Origin of the sequence: Phenylobacterium sp., assembly GCF_030693625.1 — a bacterium.
Classification (GTDB): Bacteria; Pseudomonadota; Alphaproteobacteria; order Caulobacterales; family Caulobacteraceae; genus Phenylobacterium; species Phenylobacterium ferrooxidans.
Genome location: NZ_JAUYAF010000065.1, coordinates 168,367 through 185,574, shown reverse-complemented (window position 1 = coordinate 185,574; position 17,208 = coordinate 168,367). Strand labels below are relative to the sequence as shown.

The following is a 17,208-nucleotide window of genomic DNA, read 5'->3' as shown; positions in this document are numbered from 1 at the left end:
CGATGAAGCAGCGAAAGAGGATCTACTACTCGGCGGCCCAGCGGGCTGAGATCTGGGATCGCTGGAAGGCCGGCGAGTCTATGAGTTCGATCGGACGGCTGTTCGATCGGGAGTCGTCGTCGGTGTTTTCGGTGCTGTCGCCGACGGGCGGCATCCGTCCGCCAGATCGGAAGCGGGCGGATCGGGCGCTTAGTTTGAGCGAGCGCGAGGAGATATCCCGGGGGCTCAGCACCCGCTGCTCGCTACGTGGGATCGCCCGGACGCTGGGACGGTCGCCCTCGACGATCAGCCGCGAGGTTGTGCGTAACGGCGGGTCGGAACGGTATCGCGCGACTGGCTCCGATCAGGCGGCTTGGGATCGGGCCTTGCGTCCCAAGCGGTGCAAGCTGGCTTGCCGCCCCGCCCTGGCGCGGACAGTATCGGCCAAGCTGAGGCGGAACTGGTCGCCCGAGCAGATCGCCGGCTGGCTCAGGCGCACCTGGCCCGGGGAGCCGCACAATCAGGTGTCGCACGAAACCATCTATCGCAGCCTGTTCATCCAGACCCGAGGCGTGCTGAAGAAGGAACTTCTGGATCACCTGAGGGCCCGGCGGACCATCCGTCGCTCGCGGCACGCCACGCTCAAGCGGAACGGCCTGGGCCAGATCAAGGACGCAGTCTCTATCAGCGAGAGGCCCGCCTGCGTCGAGGATCGCGCCGTGCCCGGTCACTGGGAAGGCGACCTCGTCGGTGGCTCCCGAAACAGCTACGTCGCCACATTGGTCGAGCGCCACTCGCGCTACGTCATGCTGGTCAAGGTCGCCAACAAGGACACCGAAAGCGTCGTCACGGCCCTGATCAAACAGTCGAAGAAGCTGCCCGGCGAACTCTATCAGTCCCTGACATGGGATCGGGGCAAGGAACTCGCCGACCACAAACGCCTGGCTGTGGCCTCCGACGTCGCGGTCTACTTCTGCGATCCTCGCTCACCGTGGCAGCGCGGCTCCAACGAAAACACCAACCGCCTTCTGCGCCAGTACCTGCCCCACGGGACCGACCTGTCTGTGCACAGCCAAGCCCAGCTCAGCGCCATCGCCCGCCAGCTCAACGAACGGCCCAGAAAGACCTTGCTCTACCGAACACCAGCAGAGACCTTCGCCGAGTGTGTTGCAGCGATCAGTTGAGCCCACCACCCGTAGCGGACGCTCAGGTGGTCCGCTTTTGGAGCAACGCCGCGACCTGCGCCCGATCCGCCGCCGACAGGTCCATCGTCGCCGCCGCGCGCCACTTCACGCGGGCCTCATCGGTCTTGCCCAGCTTCGCCAGCGCCATGCCCCACTGCAGGTGAAGCCGGCCCCACCGGGGGGCCCGCTGGGCGGCCTGCTCGAACTTCTTGATGGCGGCGCGATAGTCGCCCTTGGCCATCAGGGCCTCACCCCAGCCCTCCAACGGATCGGCGAAGAAGGGGCTCAACTCCGCGGCACGCCGGAAGGCGGCGATCGCCCCTTCAGGATCACGGCCGAAGCGTAGAAGCATCACCCCGCGGCGCTCCGGCGGGCCCCAGTCGTTGGGGTTGAAGCGCACGGTCGCGTCGTACCAGCGCCGCGCGGCCGTGCGGTCGCCCACGGCTTCGGCGACCGTGGCCCGCGCGAGCAGGCAATTCATGCAGTCCATCGGCAAGTCGCTGGCCATCCGGCCGGCCTCGTCGAGGCGTCCCATAAAGACCAGGGAGCGTACCTGCATCGGCCAGGCGCCGTTGATCGAAAGCTGCTCGGGCGAGAGCGCCCCGGGGTCCGCACGGAGCGCAGCCATGCTCAACTCGCCATGGCGCTGGGCCAATGGCCAGTCCTCGATGCCCGCTGCCGCCTGCTGGAGCACACGCTCCAGCGAAGCCCGATACTGCCCTGGTGTCATGTCCCGCGGCTGCGTCTCGAGGGCGGCGCTGGCCACATACCGCCTGGCGAGCGTCGCCTCATGGAGCATGGCCGAATCGAACGCCATGGCCGTGAGCGCCCGCGCGCGAATCGTGGAGTTCCCGCCGTCGCGTCGCGTCGTCTGGGCAAACCGCCTGGCTTCGAGGTAGTCGCCGCGACGAATGGCCAGCACCTCTTCAGCCCGCATCCGCGCGGCGGTCGCCTGCTCGGAATAGCCGCCGCGATTGCGGGTCTTCAGGAGCGCGATGAACCGTTCGAGGCCTGCCACCTCCTCCGGCTGCAGCCCCATGCGCGACGCGGCGCGGCTGCGCGCGTCCCACGCCTCGGCGAGCTCCGGGGCGAGCTCGGTCGCCAGGCGGGCCCGCGCGAGCGCCCGGCGATTGTCCGGCTCCACCCTCGACAGCCCGGCGAGCGACCAGGCCCGTTCCCGCCCCGTGCCGTTGTCCGCGAGCCACCCCAGGACGCCCCGCGCCTCATCCATGCGCCCGCGGTTCTGCAGGTACATGGCGTAGCGATACGGCTGGGTGCGGGCGTAGAGCTTCTCGGCCGCCCCCTGCAGCAGCGCCGGCAGCTCCGCCTCGGCACCGGTCACCTCGTCGCCGGCCCCGCCGGCGGCGCGAACGGTGACCGCGAGCCGGCCATCCGCGGTCCGGTACGCGTCGCCGCCAATACGCGTCTCGCGTCCGAGCCAGCCCCTGAGGAACCGCTGCAGCTCCCCGAGCGAGACACCCGTCGACGGGATCTCGACGCTGATCTCGTCGCCCCAGCCGCTGGAATATGACGCTTCCGGCCGGACGGAGTAGGTCGCCGCCTGCAGGCGCGCGAGACGGTCCTGCAGCTGGGCCGCGAGCACCTGACCCGTGAGGCCGCGCGCGGCGAGTTCTGGCGGCACGGAAAACGGCTCGATGACGACTCCTTCGGCCCGGCTCGCTTGCAACGCCATCAGTCCGAGCGCGACGGCCATCGCGAGCCCGGCCAGGGCGGTCAGCACCTTCAGCGCGAACCCGGCGCGTTCGGAGGCGATCTGCCAGCCGATCAGCCGCTCCTGCTTTTCCAGTACCCGATAGGCAACGCCTTCAGGGGAGCGGCCCTCCGCCTCGGCCTCCATGGCGATCTCGATAGGATCGGGGGTCGTCGGCGCGGGCTCGACTTTCACCCGGGTCCGTCTCGGCGTGCCGCTCGGTGCGCGCGCCATTTCAGACCCCATGCGCCTTAAGCGCGGCGCGATCCGCCGGTGACAAATCCATCGTCGCGGCCGCACGCCACTTCGCCCGGGCATCCCCGGCCTTGCCGAGCTTGGCCAGCGCCTCGCCCCACTTCAGGTGGAGCCGCCCCCATCGGGGGGCGAGCGGCTCCGCCTTGCGAAAGGCTTCCTCGGCGGCCTTGTAGTCGCCCAAGGCCAGCAGGGCCTCACCCGACCAGGCCGCCGGGTCGGCGAAGCGGGGCGCGAGCTTCTCCGCGCGACGGAACACCTGAAGCGCACCCTGGGCGTCGCCCCGCCGCAGCCGCTCGCGACCCCAGTACAGCAGTGCGGTGATCTGCCCCGGATAGAGCTGGTCCATCGAGCGGAACGCCTGCTCGGCTCCGACGGTATCCCCCTGGCGTGACAAGATCATCGCCCGGGTCAGTGCGCAGAAGAAGCAGTCCACCGGCGTCGTCGCAATTACCTTTTGCGCGGCCTCCGGCTGGCCCAGTTGAACCAGCGAGAACGCTTCCAGCGCCAGTATCCGCGGACTTGCATCGCCTTGCGCGCGCGCTGCACGTGCGATGGCGAGCGTCACGGGCCAGTTTTCCGAACTCACCTCGATCAGCGGATACGGCGTCATGTGTGGACGACCTCCAAGACGCAAGGGTGAAGTTGACGTTCGGCGCTCGGTCGAGTGCAGTCATGTGTTCGGCCTGTTGCTGCAGCGGTCGAGGCTGCTGGCCTTGATGAAGTCCGCGGACCGGCTCCCTAATCACGTCAACGCGCTCGAAGCGCTCTGACCCCCTGGGTTTCGCCCGTCCCCGGCTGCGGCCGGTTCGTCATCACGTCTCACCACTCTGGCGTCTACGGCGTCGGTCCGGGTTGTGACCGCCGCCGATCTCTAAGCTGCCGCGGGCGTGTAGACCTCCTGGCGGGCCATCAGCACCCAGGCGATCCGCGCCGTCTTGTTGGCCAGCGCCACGGCGGCGGCCTTCGGCTTTTTGCGATCGAGTAAGCCCCGGATCCAGGCCCCCCCAGTGCCGCGTTGGCGGGCCATGCGGAGCACAGCCGTCGCTCCGACCACGAGCAGCCGTCGTAGATAGCCGTCGCCCATCTTGCTGATCCCAGCTTGCCGCTCCTTGCCGCCGCTGCTGTGAGCCCTGGGGGTGAGCCCGAGCCATGCAGCGAACTGGCGCCCAGAGCGGAAGAGTGCGGGGTCGGGCGCACTGGCAGCCATGGCGCTGGCGGTGATCGGCCCGATGCCTGGGATAGTGGCGAGCCGCCGGCTGGTCGCATCCTGCCGATGCCAGGCGAGGATCCGATGTTCCAGCCCCTCGATCTCCGCCCGGAGGGCCTCCAGCTGTCCAGCCAGGCCCCGGAGCGCGGCCTGAGCGAGCTCCGGCAACCGTTCCTGCTCCAGGATCAGTGACCGTAGCGCCGCTTGAACGCCCGCGGAGCCCTGCGCGGAGACGATCCCGAACTCGCTCAGGTGACCGCGAAGGGCGTTGATCAGCATGGTCCTCTGGCGGACCAAGAGATCTCGGGTCTTGTGGAGCATCAAAACCGCCTGCTGGGCCTCGGTCTTCACGGCGACGAAACGCATAGTCGGCCGGGTGACAGCCTCGGCGATCGCCTCCGCATCTGCCGCATCGGTCTTGCCCCGCTTCACATAGGGCTTCACGTAGGCTGGCGGCATCAACCGCACCTCGTGGCCGATCGCCATCAGTTGCCGGCCCCAGTGATGGGCCGAAGCACAAGCCTCGATCCCGACCAGACACGGCGACAGGCCCTCGAAGAAGGGAAGAACCTGGCTGCGTCGCAGCTGCTTGCGCACCACCACGACGCCCGCAGCGTCGATCCCATGTACTTGAAAGACGTTCTTCGCCAGATCCAGCCCGACGACGGCGACCTCTTGCATGATCCGCTCCCTAGACGTGACGTCCCTATCGACGACACATCAGCGAACCCGATTGGGTGGAGGTCGTCCACACCATCACGTCATCGGTCATCGCTCTCTGAAGTTTGGCTGACGAAGCCTCCAAACCGCTGGGCGTGGCAATCGACTAAACTGGCAAAAAAAACTGAGGAACCTCTCTTTGTCGGATGGGTTGTCGACTCGTCCTTCACTGTTGAACCCTGGAGAATTCAAATGAAGATGCGTACCATTGCTGTTGCGACAGCAGTCGTACTGGTTAGCGGCATAGCCGTCGCTCAAGCGTCAAACTGGTCCTCGTCGGAAGCCGGCGACGTCGAGAACTCGGCTGAGGTGCGCGTCGACGCGTTCGAGGACTATCCGTATGGGAACGACCCGATCGCTTCGGACTCGGACTATGAATCGTACGGATCTCCTCGATCCTCCAACGACTATGGGATTGAAGCGTCGCACCGCGAGTCCTACCAGCCAGAGGCTGCTCGCCCCCACATTCCGCGTCGCCACGCCCCTCGCGGCTATGTCCGATCCGCCGAACGCGGCTGAAACCCCCTATCGTCCAGAAAAATTCCGGCCCTCACGCCTCGCCGAGGCGGCGGTCTCTATTGCTTGGCCTGACCGCTCTATTTGGCGGCGTCGGTCTCGCCGCCTTTGAACCGACGCGACGTTCACAAGACCCGGTGTCGTACGCCCTTCGAATATTGCTGGCGGGCGGTATTGACCCAGAGATTGCCGCCTTCTACCGCGACCGTGACTACCGCCCTCTGTGGGTCTTTGACGGAAGGCTTCTGCCCGGGGCTAACGCCCTGCTGAAGGCACTATCTGAGGCGGTTGATGATAACCTGAACCCGCACTCCTACGGCGCGACGGCCCTTAGTGCGGCTGTAACGGCGGCCGACCTAGGGGATTTGATGGCGCTAGCGCGCCTCGACCTGCGACTTTCTCGCGCGGCGGCCACCTGGGCAAACGACCTTCGGCGGCCAAACAAAGCAGCGGCCATGCTGTTCGTGGACGCCGACCTTCCCATGCCGGGCGACCACAGGGGCGCCTACTTGAGCGCGTTGAGCCGTGCGCCCTATTTGGAAGACGCACTAACAGACCTTCGCCGCATGCACCCGGTGTACGAGGCGCTGCGTGCTGAGGGGCTCCAGCAGCGCAAGAGCCAGAACGTGACGATTCAGCGGCTTGTCTATGCGAACCTGGAGCGCGCCCGCTCGCTGCCTCCAGCTGAGGGTCGGCACGTGATTGTCGACGTGGCCGCGCAGGTGCTGGAAATGTGGGAGGGCGGCGCGCCTGTGGATCGCATGCCGGTGGTGGTGGGCGCACCCAAGCAGCCGACGCCGACGATGGCCGGATTGATCCGGTACATGGTGCTTCGACCATACTGGCACATGCCGCATGATCTCGCCGCTGCGCGGATCGCCCCTGTCGTGATCCGCGACGGGGCCTGGGTGTTAGCCAGGCGCGGCCTTGAAGTGCTGTCGGATTTCAGTTCCGAGGCTAAGGTGCTCGACCCGGGATCAATCGATTGGGCCGCGGTCGGTGCTGGTCGTGAGAAGGTTCATCTCCGGCAACAGCCGGGACCTAGAAACATGATGGGCGCGGCAAAGTTCATCTTCCCCAACGACCAGGGGATCTACCTTCACGATACGCCAATGAAAGGCCTGTTCAACGCCAACTATCGTGCAGGAAGCGCCGGTTGCGTTCGCGTCGCCGACGCCGCCCGCCTCGCCAACTGGCTAGTGGGCGGGGAACTTGATCTCATGGCCCCGGGAGACCCAGAGACGATCCTCAGCCTGACCAAGCCGATCCCGGTATATCTGATCTACCTAACCGTGCGGGCAACGCCGGCTGGGGTTGATCGGCGTGTGGATATCTATGGCCGCGACCCTTTATTGCTCGGCGCGTCGGACGACGAAGCTAGTGGGTTGAAGCTCACATAAGGGTCCTGTCACGTAAACTGCGAGCGAGCGAAAGGCCCTACCCCGGCATTGTCAGCCCGAATGCACCGGCCAGTAAGGGGTAGGGTTTAGGTGGGCGGGCTATGTCAGCCGAAAGTTCAGGGAGCGCTAACCGGCGCTCGTTAGCCGGGGGGGTATGGCCGAATCGACCAACCCCTTTCGCTACTTTGACAGCTCGCCGGAGGTGATCCGCCTGGTGGTCATGATGTACGTCCGCTAGCCGCTGTCGCTGCGCAACGTCGAGGACCTTCTGTTCGAGCGCGACATCGACATCTGCCACGAGACGCCCCGAAGCGGACCTTAGGAACTTCGGCTAGGAGCCCTTTCCGGCCCCTGGGTCGCGGTCTCGCGGGCCCCCCTTCGGGTCGCCATCAAAGTTCCAGTGAACGCCCGCCCGAGGGTGACGCAGACGTCGCCTCGCCCCTATCCCACCCCCAACCGCACCGGATCGAGCGCCGTGCCGGCCGGGTAGTTGCCGCCCAGCCATTGGCTGCCGAACATCAGCAGGGCGGCGGGGAGGGTGGTCTCGTCGGCCTCCGTCGCCAGGGCCGCGAGGTCCAGCCTGGCGGCTTCCAGGCGGTAGGTGCGGGTGGGGTGGTCGGCGACGGTGAGGACGGCGCCGGCCTCGGTGATCTCCAGGATGGGATCGACCATCCAGACCTTGAGCATGCCGCCGTGGGCCTCGAAGTGGACGATGCCGGTGAAGGTCCCGCGTCCGGTCAGCTTGCCGGCCTCGTCGATGGCAAGCGTGCTGTCGGGGCCGGCTGGGAAGACGAAGCCGCCGTCGGCGGCGGTCTGGGCGCCTTCGCTGGTCTGGGCCTTGCCGCCGGCGCCTTCGACATAGGCCCGGAAGCTCTGCCTCACGCCCCAGCTGAGGGTTTTGATGGTTTGCATGGGGGCTCTCCTCAATCGATCCCGGACGGGCCGCGGCGGGCGGCGAAGGCGGCCTCGACGCAGGGCATGACCAGCCAGCCGATGCCCTCGCCCACGAAGGCCAGTTCCTTGGCGGTGCTGGAGGAGACGTGCAGGAACTGGGACTCGCAGATGAAGTGGACCATCAGCACCCGGGGGTCGATGCGGCCGGCCACGCCGTGCAGGTTAAACTCGTCGTTGAAGTCGCTGGCCTCGCGCAGGCCGCGCACGATGTGGGTGGCGCCGATCTCGTGGGCGTAGCCGATCAGGCTGCGGTTGGCGTAGTCGCCGACCTCCAGGGCGCCGTCGAACAGGCTGTCGGCGGAACCGGCGGCCTGGGGCCACAGCTCGGTGACCGAGTCGACGATCAGCTGCCGGCTTTCCTGGACGCCGAAGGTGCGTCCCTTCCTGACATTCGTGCCGATGGCGACGTGGACGGCGTCGAAGGTCGAGAGCGCCTTGCCGATGATGTCCAGGTGGCCCCGGGTGACCGGATCGAACGACCCCGCATAGAGCGCCTTGGTGGGGCCGGACTTACGCATGTGGGAACCTTGAATGCCTCGCTGGGGCGCGAAGAGTTCCGCGATGCGGAGCCGATGCGCAAGCCCCGGCGCGCGGAGGATTTTCTGGGTGGGATAGACCTAGCGGTCCGACGGCCCCCTCACCCTACCCTCTCCCCCGCATAGGGGGAGAGGAGGGGATGGCTGGAGGCCTGCCGTTGAACTCTCCTCTCCCCCCTGGGGGAGAGGGTAGGGTGAGGGGGGCTCTCCGCCGCAATGCTATGGTCACGGAATGATTCAGCGCCTGCTCAGCGCGGCCCTGGCGGCCGCCCTCGTCGCCCTCCCGGTCCAGGCTCAGACGGTGGTCATCGTCCGCCACGCGGAGAAGGTCGCCCCGACCGGCGACGTGGACCTCTCGCCCGCCGGCAAGGCCCGCGCGCTTGCTCTGGCAAAGGCGTTGTCGGGGGCGAGGGTGAGGATGGTGCTGGCGACACCGCTCCGGCGGACTGGCCAGACCGCCGCCCCGACCGCCGACGCCGCCGGCTGGACGGTTGCGGCGATCGGCTTCGAAGGCGGGGATGCTGCTCACGCCCAGCGCCTGGCGGACGAGGCGCGCACGGCCGGCCCCGGCGACACCGTGCTGATCGTCGGCCACAGCAATACGGTGGCTGAGATCGCCCGGGCGCTCGGAGATCCCGCCCCGGTGGCGCCCACCGATTGCGAGTACGACAAGATGACGGTGCTGGAGCTGGGCGGCCCGGCGACGCGGGCCATCCACACGCGCTATGGCGCGCCGACCGAGGCCTGCTGAGCATGAGCCCCCTGTCCCAACTGCCCCCCGACGCCTTCGCCAGGGAGGATGAAGGGGACGACGCCGCGTTCTATGCGCAGGCCCGGCTGAAGACCCACATCGATGAGGCCGCCATCGCGGCCCTGACCGGGTTCTATCGCCAGGTGCTGCCGGCGGGCGGGGCGGTGCTGGACCTGATGAGCAGCTGGGTCAGCCACCTGCCCCCCGAGGTCGCCTATGGCGAGGTGATCGGGCACGGGATGAACCCCGAGGAGCTGGCCGCCAATCCGCGGCTGACGCGGTGGTTCGTGCAGGACCTGAACCGCGACCCGCGCCTGGACCTGGCGGACAAAAGCCTGGACGCCGCGATGATCTGCGTGGGGATTCAGTACCTGCAGCAGCCCGTGGACGTGCTGGCGCAGGTGGTCCGGACCCTGCGTCCCGGCGCGCCGCTGGTGGTGAGCTATTCCAACCGCTGCTTCCCCACCAAGGCCGTGGCGGTGTGGCGGGACCTCGGTCCCCAGGGCCATGCCCGGCTGATCGAGCTCTATCTGGAAGAGGCCGGGTTCACGGGCGTCGAGATCCACCGGCTGAAGGACGGACGGGGCGGCGATCCCCTGACCGTCGTCCTGGGGCGGACGGCGATCTAGGCGTCTTCCATCCGCCATTTCTGATTGTCGCCGCCGTTCCAGGGAAAGCCGATCACCGGGGTGTTCTCGTCGGTGCGCCCGTGGTCCACGTCGACCACCTTGTCGTGGCGGTTGTTGTTGAGGGCGAACCAGGGCGCCGGGTCCAGCAGGTCGCCGGTGAACACCAGGGCGTCGTCGTCCTTGTCATATTGATAGCGGTCAGGATGCAGCAGGCCGATGGCGGTTCCCCCCATCCAATGCAGGATGTGATTGGTGCCTTCGTGGATGAGGTGGAAGGCGCCCGGGCCGCGGTCCCGCCGAATCCAGACCGTGCCGGGCCCCTGGTCGATGCTCCGCAGGCACGGCTTGTAGGTGCCGAAGTATTCGTTGGTGACGCTGAGATACTTGCTTGTGGTGACATAGGGGACGATGCGGCAGCGATAGTCGGCCATCTGGGCCTCCTGAAAAGCGTGGGGATTGCCGGACGGGTCAGAGGGTCTCCATGCGCCAGACCTGGTTATCCTCAGGCTGGGCGGTGGAGTACCAGGTCCAGGCGATCACGTTGGTCCCAGAGGTCGTGCCGCTGTGATCGACGTCGGCCACGTGGCTGTGGTCGTGGTTGTTGAGCGCGAACCAGGGCCAGCGGCCGGCGCCCAGCAGGTCGGCCGTGCAGTAGTGCTCCCGGTCGTCGGGGTTGAAGGGGCAGAGGCCCAGGGGATCGCCCTTGCCGCTCCAGAACAGCCCGTAATTGTCGGTCTCATGCAGGAGGCTGAAGGCGCCGGGGCCGCGGTCGCGACGAATCCAGACCAGACCCGATTCGTTCAGATTGCGGATCACCGCCCTGGCGCCGTCGCGACCCAGGGCGAGGTTGGGGTTCAGATAGGAGATGAAACGGACGCGCTGATCGGGTGGCATCGGAGCGGACTCCCTGGCACGGCTAAGGTTAGCGATACCATTACACCCGCTGCGGTAGCGTCGCACCTGTCCATTTTTGACCGCCTGCGAGGTTTCGCACGCCGCCTTCGGCCCCGGGGGCCGACCCGCACGTGCTCAGGGCGCGGGCCTCGCAAGATCGAAGGCCACGCGGAACAGGCGGCCGGGGCGGGCCAGCTCGTAGGTGAAAACCTCCGGCGTCAGGCCCAGGGACCAGACGTTGGTGTTGGAGACCGCCCGGCCGGTGCGGGTGAACATGGCGATGGAATAGGCGTCGGCGGGGAAGCGCTGCAGGTCGGGCGCGCCCGGCCCGTTTGTGTCGCCGCCATATTGCGAAACCTCGTCCTCCGACCCGTCGGCATGGCGATGGTCGTGCTTGAGCCGCAGGCGGCCCCCGGGCAGGCGGGTGACGACCCAGGTGCGGGAGCGGTCCTCTCCGACCTGGAAGGGGATGCGGATCTCATCGGCGGCGCAGGTGGCGACGGTCATGGTGAGCCTGGCCTGGCGCATGGCGGCGTCGGCGGTGGGGTCACCCTCCACCACCACGCCTGAGAAGGTCTGGCCGCAGAGACGGCTCAGGGACGCGAAAAAGGCGTCGGCGGGGGTCTGGGCCTGGACCGTCAGGGGCGCGGCGCACAAGGCGAGGATCAGGGCGAAGAGGAGACGCATGGGGACCACCTTTGGGAGGCGCCAACCTAGCGCCCGCGCCCCACCGGCGTCTCGTCAGAACTCTTCCCAGCCCTGCGCCTGCGGCTTGCGGACGGCGCCGCCGGCGCGACTGACGGTCTTCAGGGCGGCGACGGGGCGGGCGACGCGGGGACGTTCGGCCTCGAGGGCCGCGCCGGTCTGGAAGCGGCTGATCGAGCCGGCCAGGACATCGGCCTCGTTGCGCAGGGCGTGGCTGGCGGCGGTGCTTTCCTCCACCATGGCGGCGTTCTGCTGGGTGAGCTGGTCCATCTGGTTCACCGCCGTGCTGACCTCGGCGAGACCCGTGGCCTGTTCCTGGGCGCCGGCCGCGATCTCGGTGATCAGGCTGTCGATGTCGGCCACCTTCTCGATGATCCGCTGCAGGCTCTCGCCGGTCTGGCCCACCAGCTTCACGCCGGTCTCCACCTGGCGCGAGGAGGCGCCGATCAGGGCCTTGATCTCCTTGGCGGCGTCGGCGGAGCGCTGGGCCAGCGCCCGGACCTCGGAGGCCACGACGGCGAAGCCCTTGCCGGACTCGCCGGCGCGGGCGGCCTCGACCCCGGCGTTGAGGGCCAGCAGGTTGGTCTGGAACGCGATCTCGTCGATCACCCCGATGATGGCGCTGATCTCGCGGGCCGAGCCCTCGATGGCGCTCATGGCCTCGACGGCCTGGCGCACGACGTCGCCGCTGGTCTGGGCGTCGCCGCGGGCGGCCTGGACCACCTGGGCGCAGGCGATGGCGCCCTTGGCGGAGCGCTGGACGGTGGAGGTGATCTGCTCCAGGGCCGCGGCGGTCTCTTCCAGGCTGGCAGCCTGTTGCTCGGTGCGGCGCGACAGGTGGTCGGTGGCGGCGGTGATCTCGCCCGAGCCGTTGCGGATGCCGCGGACATTGCCCACCACGATGGTCATGGCGTCCTGCAGCTGCCCCATGGCGGCGTTGAAGTCGCCCTTCAGCTTGGCGTAGTCCTCGGGGAAGGCCTCGGCGACGCGATGGGTGAGGTCGCCGCGGCTGAGATGCTCCAGGCCGCTGGCCAGGGAGGCCACGACGAGGGCCTGTTCGGCGCCGGCGCGGGCCTTGGCCGCTTCGGTGCGGGCGCGCTCCTCCTCGGTGGCCCGGCGCTGTTCGGCGCTCATGCCCTCCAGGCGCAGCTTCTCGATGCCCGCGTCCTTGAAGACCGCCACGGCCTCGGCCATCAGGCCGACCTCGTCGCGGCGGCCCTGGGCGGGGATGTCGACGGTGAAATCGCCGCCGGCCAGCAGGCGCATGGCCCGAGTCATGGCGGTGACGGGCCGGGCGATGGCGCGGGTCAGCCACAGGCCGACGGCCACGGCGATCAGCAGGCCCAGGAACAGGCCGGCGGCCAGGGTGAGATAGGCGCTGCGGGTGATGGCGGTCTGGCGGGCGGCGAGGCCGGCGAGGCGCTTGGTCTCACTGTCGAAGATCGCCTCAATGCCGTCCTCGGCCGGGGCGATCAGGCCGTCGGCGGCGCCGTCGGGGGAGATCATATCGACCGCCTGCTGGCGGGTGGCGGGGTCGGCGGCCAGCACCTGGCCGGCCTGCGCGATCTCGCTATGCCAGCGGTCAGCGGCCGCGCCGATGGCGGTGAGGGTTTCCAGGTCCTTGGGCGTGTCGGCGAGCAGGGGGGCGGCGGCGGCTAGGCGCGCCTTGAAGTTGGCCCGGTGCTTGGCGATGCGCTCGACATAGTAGGGGTTCGCCGAGAGGAGGAAGCCGCGATAGCTGTTCTCCTGGCGGGCCAGGAAGAACTTGGCCTCGTTCAGGGTCTGGATGGTCTGGCGGCTCTCGTCGGTCTCGGCCCGCGCGGTCTCCAGGGACTGGAAGGACAGGAAGGTCGCCGCGCCCATGCCGGCCATGGTCACGGTGACGGCGGCGAAGCCCGCGGTGAGCTTGCGGGAAATCTTGAGGTTGTTGAATGACATGTCCGGGTCCGCCTTGGGGCCGGCGTCGCGGCGCCGGCGATCTCGCATCTACCCCGGCCCACTTGAGCGAATGGTTACCAGCGGTTGACGCAGGGTCGCCTGCGACAGCGGGCCACAGGCCTTGCGGGAACCGGCGTCCATGACCGGCATCTGCATGACCATCAGGATCACGTCCAAGGCCTGGGTGTCGAAGATGCTGGCGTGCGTCGCGCCGGCCCACAACAACCCTGGACGTGTGGCGCGCGTAAGCGACGATTAACCCTGATCTCTCATGGTCGGCGCCATTCCGGAGACGACAATGACGCGCCTGGCCTTGGTGATGATCGCTCGGGACGAGGCTCACCAGATCGCCCGGGCGCTCGACAGCGCGGCGGCCCATGTCGACCTGATGATCGTGCTGGACACCGGATCGATCGATGGCACCCAGGAGATCGCACGGGCCTGCGGCGCCCAGGTGCACGAGTTCGTCTGGTGCGACGACTTCGCGGCCGCGCGCAACGCCTCGCTGGACTTGTCGCCCGCCGACTGGAACCTGGTGCTGGACGCCGACGAATGGATCGAGAGCGGGGGTGAGGCGCTGGCGATCCTGGAGCCCGACGCCATGGGCTGGGTGCGCCGGGACAACCAGCTGGCCGACGAGGCCGTGGCCCAGACCTGGATCCCCCGGGTGCTCCCACGCGGGGTCCGTTACACAGGCCGCATCCATGAGCAGCCAGCGGGGCCCGAGCGCGGTGTGCGCCTGCCCCTGTTGCTGCGGCACGACGGGTTCACGCAGGCCAGCCTGGCGCGGAAGGGGGACCGCAACGAGGTCCTGCTGATGGCCGACCTGCGGGACCATCCGGAGGACCCCTATCTCTGGTTCCAGCTGGCCAAGGAGCATCAGGCGCGGGGGCATCCCCCCCAGGCGGCGCTGTGCTTCACCGAGGCCCTGCGCCTGGCGCCGACCGACGCGCCGTGGCGCCATGGCCTGGTGGTGCGGGGGCTGACGGCCCTGAAGGACGCCGGTCAGCTGGACGAGGCGCGCGCCTTGGCCGAAGCCGAGCGGCCTGCCTGGTCCGGGTCACCGGACTTCCACTTCGCGGTGGGGGACCTCTATCTGCAATGCGCGATGTCAGACCCGGCGCGCGCGGTCAGCGAGCTGCTGCCGGTGGCCGAAGCGGCCTGGAAGACCTGCCTGGAGATCGGGGAGCAGCCGCATCTCGACGGCTCGGTGCGCGGCCGGGGCAGCTTCATGGCCGCCCACAATCTGGCGACGCTGTACGAGACCTTCGGTCCGAAGGCTGCGGCCGTACGCTACCGTGAGCTGGCTTCCCTCCGCTAGGCTGCGACCTTCACATCGGTGCGCGAGAATTCGTCGCCGATGAAGAGCAGGGCGCAGTCGTTCTCCTTGGCCAGAGCGTAGGCGAAGCAGTCGCCATAGTTGAGACCGGCAGGGTGGAGCCCCTTGCCCCACTGTGCGTAGGCCTGGCTCACCAGACGCGCCGCGGATTCGCCAACGGGACTGACCGTGAAGGCGAGGCCGACCACAAGCTGGTCAACCTCAGTGGCGACCCCGCGTCGGGCGGCGACGATGAGCGCCTCGGCCAGGGTCGCCGCGGAGATCAGAACCTCAGTCTCGGCTTCCAGCACGGCGATGCAGGTCTCGCTCACCGGCTCGTCCAACACGATGGCCAGCAGAGCAGAGGTGTCGACGACGATCATTCTGGCAGACCATCCTCGCCATAGAGGAAGTCCTGGCTACGTTCCGCGGACGGACTGGGGCTAGCCTTGGCGGCGCCGGCTCGGCGCACCGCGTCGATGATCGCCCGGCGAGTCCGGGGGTCTGGTTGAGTTCGAACAGGCGTGAGTCGCGCAGCCGCCTGCCCATGACGGGTGAGAATGACCTCCTCCCCCGACTCCGCCCGGCGCACCAGCTCGGTAAGTTGAGCCTTGGCCTCAGTGACGGAAATGCGCATTTGAACCGATGGACTATTAAATGGTCCAATATATTGGTCCAGCATGTGGTCCAAAGTCAATTGACCACGAAAAAGGGCGGCGCCCGGAGGCGCCGCCCAGTTCGGCAGGGCTGGTGAGAGGGGTGGCTCCAGCCCTGAGTTCCAGTCACCCTTACGGGGTCGGAACGGTGATCGCCTCGGGCTGAGCCGAATCAGGGGTCGCCTCGGACGGAGCCGGGTTGACCGCTTCGGGAGCCGCTGTCACCGGCGGGACCACGATGGCGGCCGGGGCCGACGCCGAGGTCTGGGCCAAACCGGAATAGGCCTGCGGCGTCGCCGGGATCGTGGCGCTGGCGTTGGTCCCTGAACCCTCGGCGCTCACGGCGGAGGTCGCGGGGCGGGCCCGGGCCACACGGGTCGGGGCGACGCGAGCCGTGGCCCTGGGCGTCTCGATTCTGGCCAGCCTGGTGTCAGCGGGCGCTTCCGGCGCCATGACCGGCGGTGTGGTCACCGCGGCGGTCTGAGTGGGAGCCAGCATCGGGGCCGGAGCCACGGTGTTGGTGGCGCTCGGAGGCGGAGTCGCCTCGTCCTTGGGGCCGCCCATGAACATGACGCCGGCGCCAATCGCCAGGGCGATAGCCGGAACCGCCGCGTAGACCAGGGGATTTACGCCGCCCTTGGCCTTGTCAGCCTTGGGTCGGGCATAGATCGGGGTTTCCGAAAACATCGGCGTGTCGGAACCAGGCTCGGCGTCTCGGCGCTCAAGATCAGACGCGGCGACAGTCGGCTTGGCGAAGGGGCTATATTCGGTCGTCATTTTAAGACCTCCCAATGTTGTTCGAGAGGTTAAACGAGGGGTATGGTCACACGTTCCGTGTTCTCATCGGTGGAGCTCGGGTCTGGTGTGTCAAAAACGCCGCAACGCCCAATAAAATATGGGCTTGAGGCGGGTCATATTTTCTTCGGAAACTTCCTAATTTTCGGATCAACCGGCTCCTGTCCTTTTCAGACCGCGCCGAAATCTCTCCAATTTGCGACGTAAACCCGCCCCAATTGGCGCTCAGTTCAAATCTTCCGTCAGTTCGCCAATCGATCGGATGACGCGGTCGGGCCTGATCAAGCTTTCCGCGGGCAGGCCCTCTCCCAGGTGATCGTGCCAGATGGCGTGGATGCCCAGGCGCTGAGGCGCCGCCACCTCCCATTCGAGATTGTCGCCCACCATCCATGTCTCATGGGTCTGCACGCCGAGGGCGGCCATGGCGTGGAGGTAGGACTGCTCCTCCGGCTTGCCGAACCCGGCCTCGCCCTCGATCTGGATGTGGTCGAAGCGGTGGGCGAGGTCGAACCTCTCGATCTTCGCCCGTTGCACCGCCGCCGCGCCGTTGGTGACCAGGGCGAGCTTCACGCCACGCCGTTTCAGCTCGTCGATGGCCTCCACCGCGCCAGGGAAGAAGCGGATCTGTTCCTCGCGATAGGCGTCGAAGCGCGCGGCGAAGGCCCGGCCGGTTTCCGGGGTCAGGCCGGGCGTTCGCCGCCGAAGGTCGGCGAAGACCCCAGTGACGACACCGAGCCGCGCCGCGGCCAGGTCCATGCGCCCGCGCTTGTGGCGCTCGGCGTCCGACCAGAAGGCGCGGAAGGCTTTCTCCATCTCCTCGGCAACCCGGGCGGGGCCGGGGGGCGTGAGGTCGGCGGCGAACTCTTCGGCCACCTCGGCCAGCAGCTGTGGGCGGCGCCCCAGGGAGATGAGGGTGTCGTCCAGGTCGAACAGAATTGCGCGGGGCAGCAGGGTCATGGAATCAGCCTAGCCCGTGAACCGAGTCGTTGGACTGAGTCCTTTCCGCCACGGTGCACCCTGTCTGACGCGGGTGTGACGACGGGTGTCCAAAGCCCCGCTT

19 protein-coding genes are annotated in these 17,208 nt (G+C 68.0%); 6 read left to right on the top strand and 13 right to left on the bottom strand.

Annotation, left to right across the window (positions count from 1 at the left end):
- The first annotated feature begins 2 nt into the window (after nucleotides 1-2).
- Nucleotides 3-1,163, top strand: a complete 1,161-nt coding sequence (locus tag Q8N10_RS14930) for an IS30 family transposase (protein WP_305663949.1) — start codon at nucleotides 3-5, stop codon at nucleotides 1,161-1,163.
- Nucleotides 1,164-1,185: 22 nt separating this feature from the next.
- On the opposite strand, the gene Q8N10_RS14925 is transcribed toward Q8N10_RS14930, so the two are convergent.
- The 3 genes from Q8N10_RS14925 to Q8N10_RS14915 all read right to left on the bottom strand — a co-directional run bounded on the left by Q8N10_RS14925 (nucleotide 1,186) and on the right by Q8N10_RS14915 (nucleotide 5,017).
- Nucleotides 1,186-3,108: a tetratricopeptide repeat protein gene (locus tag Q8N10_RS14925; protein ID WP_304775609.1), complete on the bottom strand. Its 1,923-nt coding sequence runs from the start codon at nucleotides 3,106-3,108 to the stop codon at nucleotides 1,186-1,188.
- A 1-nt stretch (nucleotide 3,109) separates the two neighbouring features.
- Nucleotides 3,110-3,739: a tetratricopeptide repeat protein gene (locus tag Q8N10_RS14920; RefSeq protein WP_304775612.1), complete on the bottom strand. Its 630-nt coding sequence runs from the start codon at nucleotides 3,737-3,739 to the stop codon at nucleotides 3,110-3,112.
- 261 nt (nucleotides 3,740-4,000) lie between these two features.
- Nucleotides 4,001-5,017, bottom strand: a complete 1,017-nt coding sequence (locus tag Q8N10_RS14915) for an IS110 family transposase (RefSeq protein ID WP_304775614.1) — start codon at nucleotides 5,015-5,017, stop codon at nucleotides 4,001-4,003.
- Between the two features lie 231 nt (nucleotides 5,018-5,248).
- On the opposite strand from Q8N10_RS14915, the gene Q8N10_RS14910 reads away from it, so the two are divergent.
- Both Q8N10_RS14910 and Q8N10_RS14905 read left to right on the top strand, forming a co-directional pair.
- Nucleotides 5,249-5,575: a hypothetical protein gene (locus Q8N10_RS14910; protein ID WP_304775616.1), complete on the top strand. Its 327-nt coding sequence runs from the start codon at nucleotides 5,249-5,251 to the stop codon at nucleotides 5,573-5,575.
- A 59-nt stretch (nucleotides 5,576-5,634) separates the two neighbouring features.
- Nucleotides 5,635-6,972 carry a L,D-transpeptidase family protein gene (locus tag Q8N10_RS14905; protein WP_304775618.1) on the top strand — a complete coding sequence of 446 codons (1,338 nt, stop codon included), beginning with the start codon at nucleotides 5,635-5,637 and terminating at the stop codon, nucleotides 6,970-6,972.
- A 441-nt stretch (nucleotides 6,973-7,413) separates the two neighbouring features.
- Here Q8N10_RS14905 and Q8N10_RS14900 read toward each other — a convergent pair whose 3' ends face one another.
- Together Q8N10_RS14900 and coaD are read right to left on the bottom strand one after the other, a co-directional pair.
- On the bottom strand, nucleotides 7,414-7,884 hold the full coding sequence (locus tag Q8N10_RS14900) for an HtaA domain-containing protein (protein ID WP_304775621.1): 471 nt from the start codon (nucleotides 7,882-7,884) through the stop codon (nucleotides 7,414-7,416).
- Between the two features lie 11 nt (nucleotides 7,885-7,895).
- Nucleotides 7,896-8,444 (bottom strand): pantetheine-phosphate adenylyltransferase, encoded by a 549-nt coding sequence (coaD, locus tag Q8N10_RS14895; protein WP_304775623.1) that lies wholly within the window; start codon nucleotides 8,442-8,444, stop codon nucleotides 7,896-7,898.
- 250 nt (nucleotides 8,445-8,694) lie between these two features.
- On the opposite strand from coaD, the gene Q8N10_RS14890 reads away from it, so the two are divergent.
- Entirely contained in the window at nucleotides 8,695-9,213 is a 519-nt protein-coding gene (locus Q8N10_RS14890; protein WP_304775625.1) for a histidine phosphatase family protein, read from the top strand.
- Nucleotides 9,214-9,215: 2 nt separating this feature from the next.
- On the top strand, nucleotides 9,216-9,842 hold the full coding sequence (locus tag Q8N10_RS14885) for a class I SAM-dependent methyltransferase (protein WP_304775626.1): 627 nt from the start codon (nucleotides 9,216-9,218) through the stop codon (nucleotides 9,840-9,842).
- On the opposite strand, the gene Q8N10_RS14880 is transcribed toward Q8N10_RS14885, so the two are convergent.
- From Q8N10_RS14880 to Q8N10_RS14865, 4 genes are all read right to left on the bottom strand, one after another.
- Nucleotides 9,839-10,273, bottom strand: coding sequence for a hypothetical protein (locus Q8N10_RS14880; protein ID WP_304775627.1), 435 nt, complete (start codon nucleotides 10,271-10,273; stop codon nucleotides 9,839-9,841). The genes Q8N10_RS14885 and Q8N10_RS14880 overlap by 4 nt on opposite strands.
- Before the next feature lie 37 nt (nucleotides 10,274-10,310).
- Nucleotides 10,311-10,736, bottom strand: coding sequence for a hypothetical protein (locus Q8N10_RS14875; RefSeq protein WP_304775629.1), 426 nt, complete (start codon nucleotides 10,734-10,736; stop codon nucleotides 10,311-10,313).
- A gap of 135 nt (nucleotides 10,737-10,871) precedes the next feature.
- Nucleotides 10,872-11,423 (bottom strand): hypothetical protein, encoded by a 552-nt coding sequence (locus Q8N10_RS14870; protein ID WP_304775631.1) that lies wholly within the window; start codon nucleotides 11,421-11,423, stop codon nucleotides 10,872-10,874.
- 54 nt (nucleotides 11,424-11,477) lie between these two features.
- Nucleotides 11,478-13,379 (bottom strand): methyl-accepting chemotaxis protein, encoded by a 1,902-nt coding sequence (locus tag Q8N10_RS14865; protein ID WP_304775633.1) that lies wholly within the window; start codon nucleotides 13,377-13,379, stop codon nucleotides 11,478-11,480.
- Between the two features lie 298 nt (nucleotides 13,380-13,677).
- On the opposite strand from Q8N10_RS14865, the gene Q8N10_RS14860 reads away from it, so the two are divergent.
- Complete coding sequence (locus Q8N10_RS14860) at nucleotides 13,678-14,700, top strand: glycosyltransferase (RefSeq protein WP_304775635.1); 1,023 nt, start codon at nucleotides 13,678-13,680, stop codon at nucleotides 14,698-14,700.
- Here the strand turns inward: Q8N10_RS14860 and Q8N10_RS14855 are convergent.
- The 4 genes from Q8N10_RS14855 to Q8N10_RS14840 form a co-directional block, all read right to left on the bottom strand.
- Nucleotides 14,697-15,080: a type II toxin-antitoxin system VapC family toxin gene (locus Q8N10_RS14855; protein WP_304775637.1), complete on the bottom strand. Its 384-nt coding sequence runs from the start codon at nucleotides 15,078-15,080 to the stop codon at nucleotides 14,697-14,699. The genes Q8N10_RS14860 and Q8N10_RS14855 overlap by 4 nt on opposite strands.
- On the bottom strand, nucleotides 15,077-15,334 hold the full coding sequence (locus Q8N10_RS14850; RefSeq protein ID WP_304775661.1) for a type II toxin-antitoxin system Phd/YefM family antitoxin: 258 nt from the start codon (nucleotides 15,332-15,334) through the stop codon (nucleotides 15,077-15,079). Before Q8N10_RS14850 ends, Q8N10_RS14855 begins: the two co-directional genes overlap by 4 nt.
- 151 nt (nucleotides 15,335-15,485) lie before the next feature.
- Nucleotides 15,486-16,130 (bottom strand): hypothetical protein, encoded by a 645-nt coding sequence (locus tag Q8N10_RS14845; protein WP_304775639.1) that lies wholly within the window; start codon nucleotides 16,128-16,130, stop codon nucleotides 15,486-15,488.
- A gap of 243 nt (nucleotides 16,131-16,373) precedes the next feature.
- The gene (locus Q8N10_RS14840; protein WP_304775640.1) at nucleotides 16,374-17,105 is read right to left on the bottom strand and encodes an HAD family hydrolase; all 732 of its coding nucleotides are present in this window, start codon (nucleotides 17,103-17,105) and stop codon (nucleotides 16,374-16,376) included.
- Between the last annotated feature and the right edge of the window lie 103 nt (nucleotides 17,106-17,208).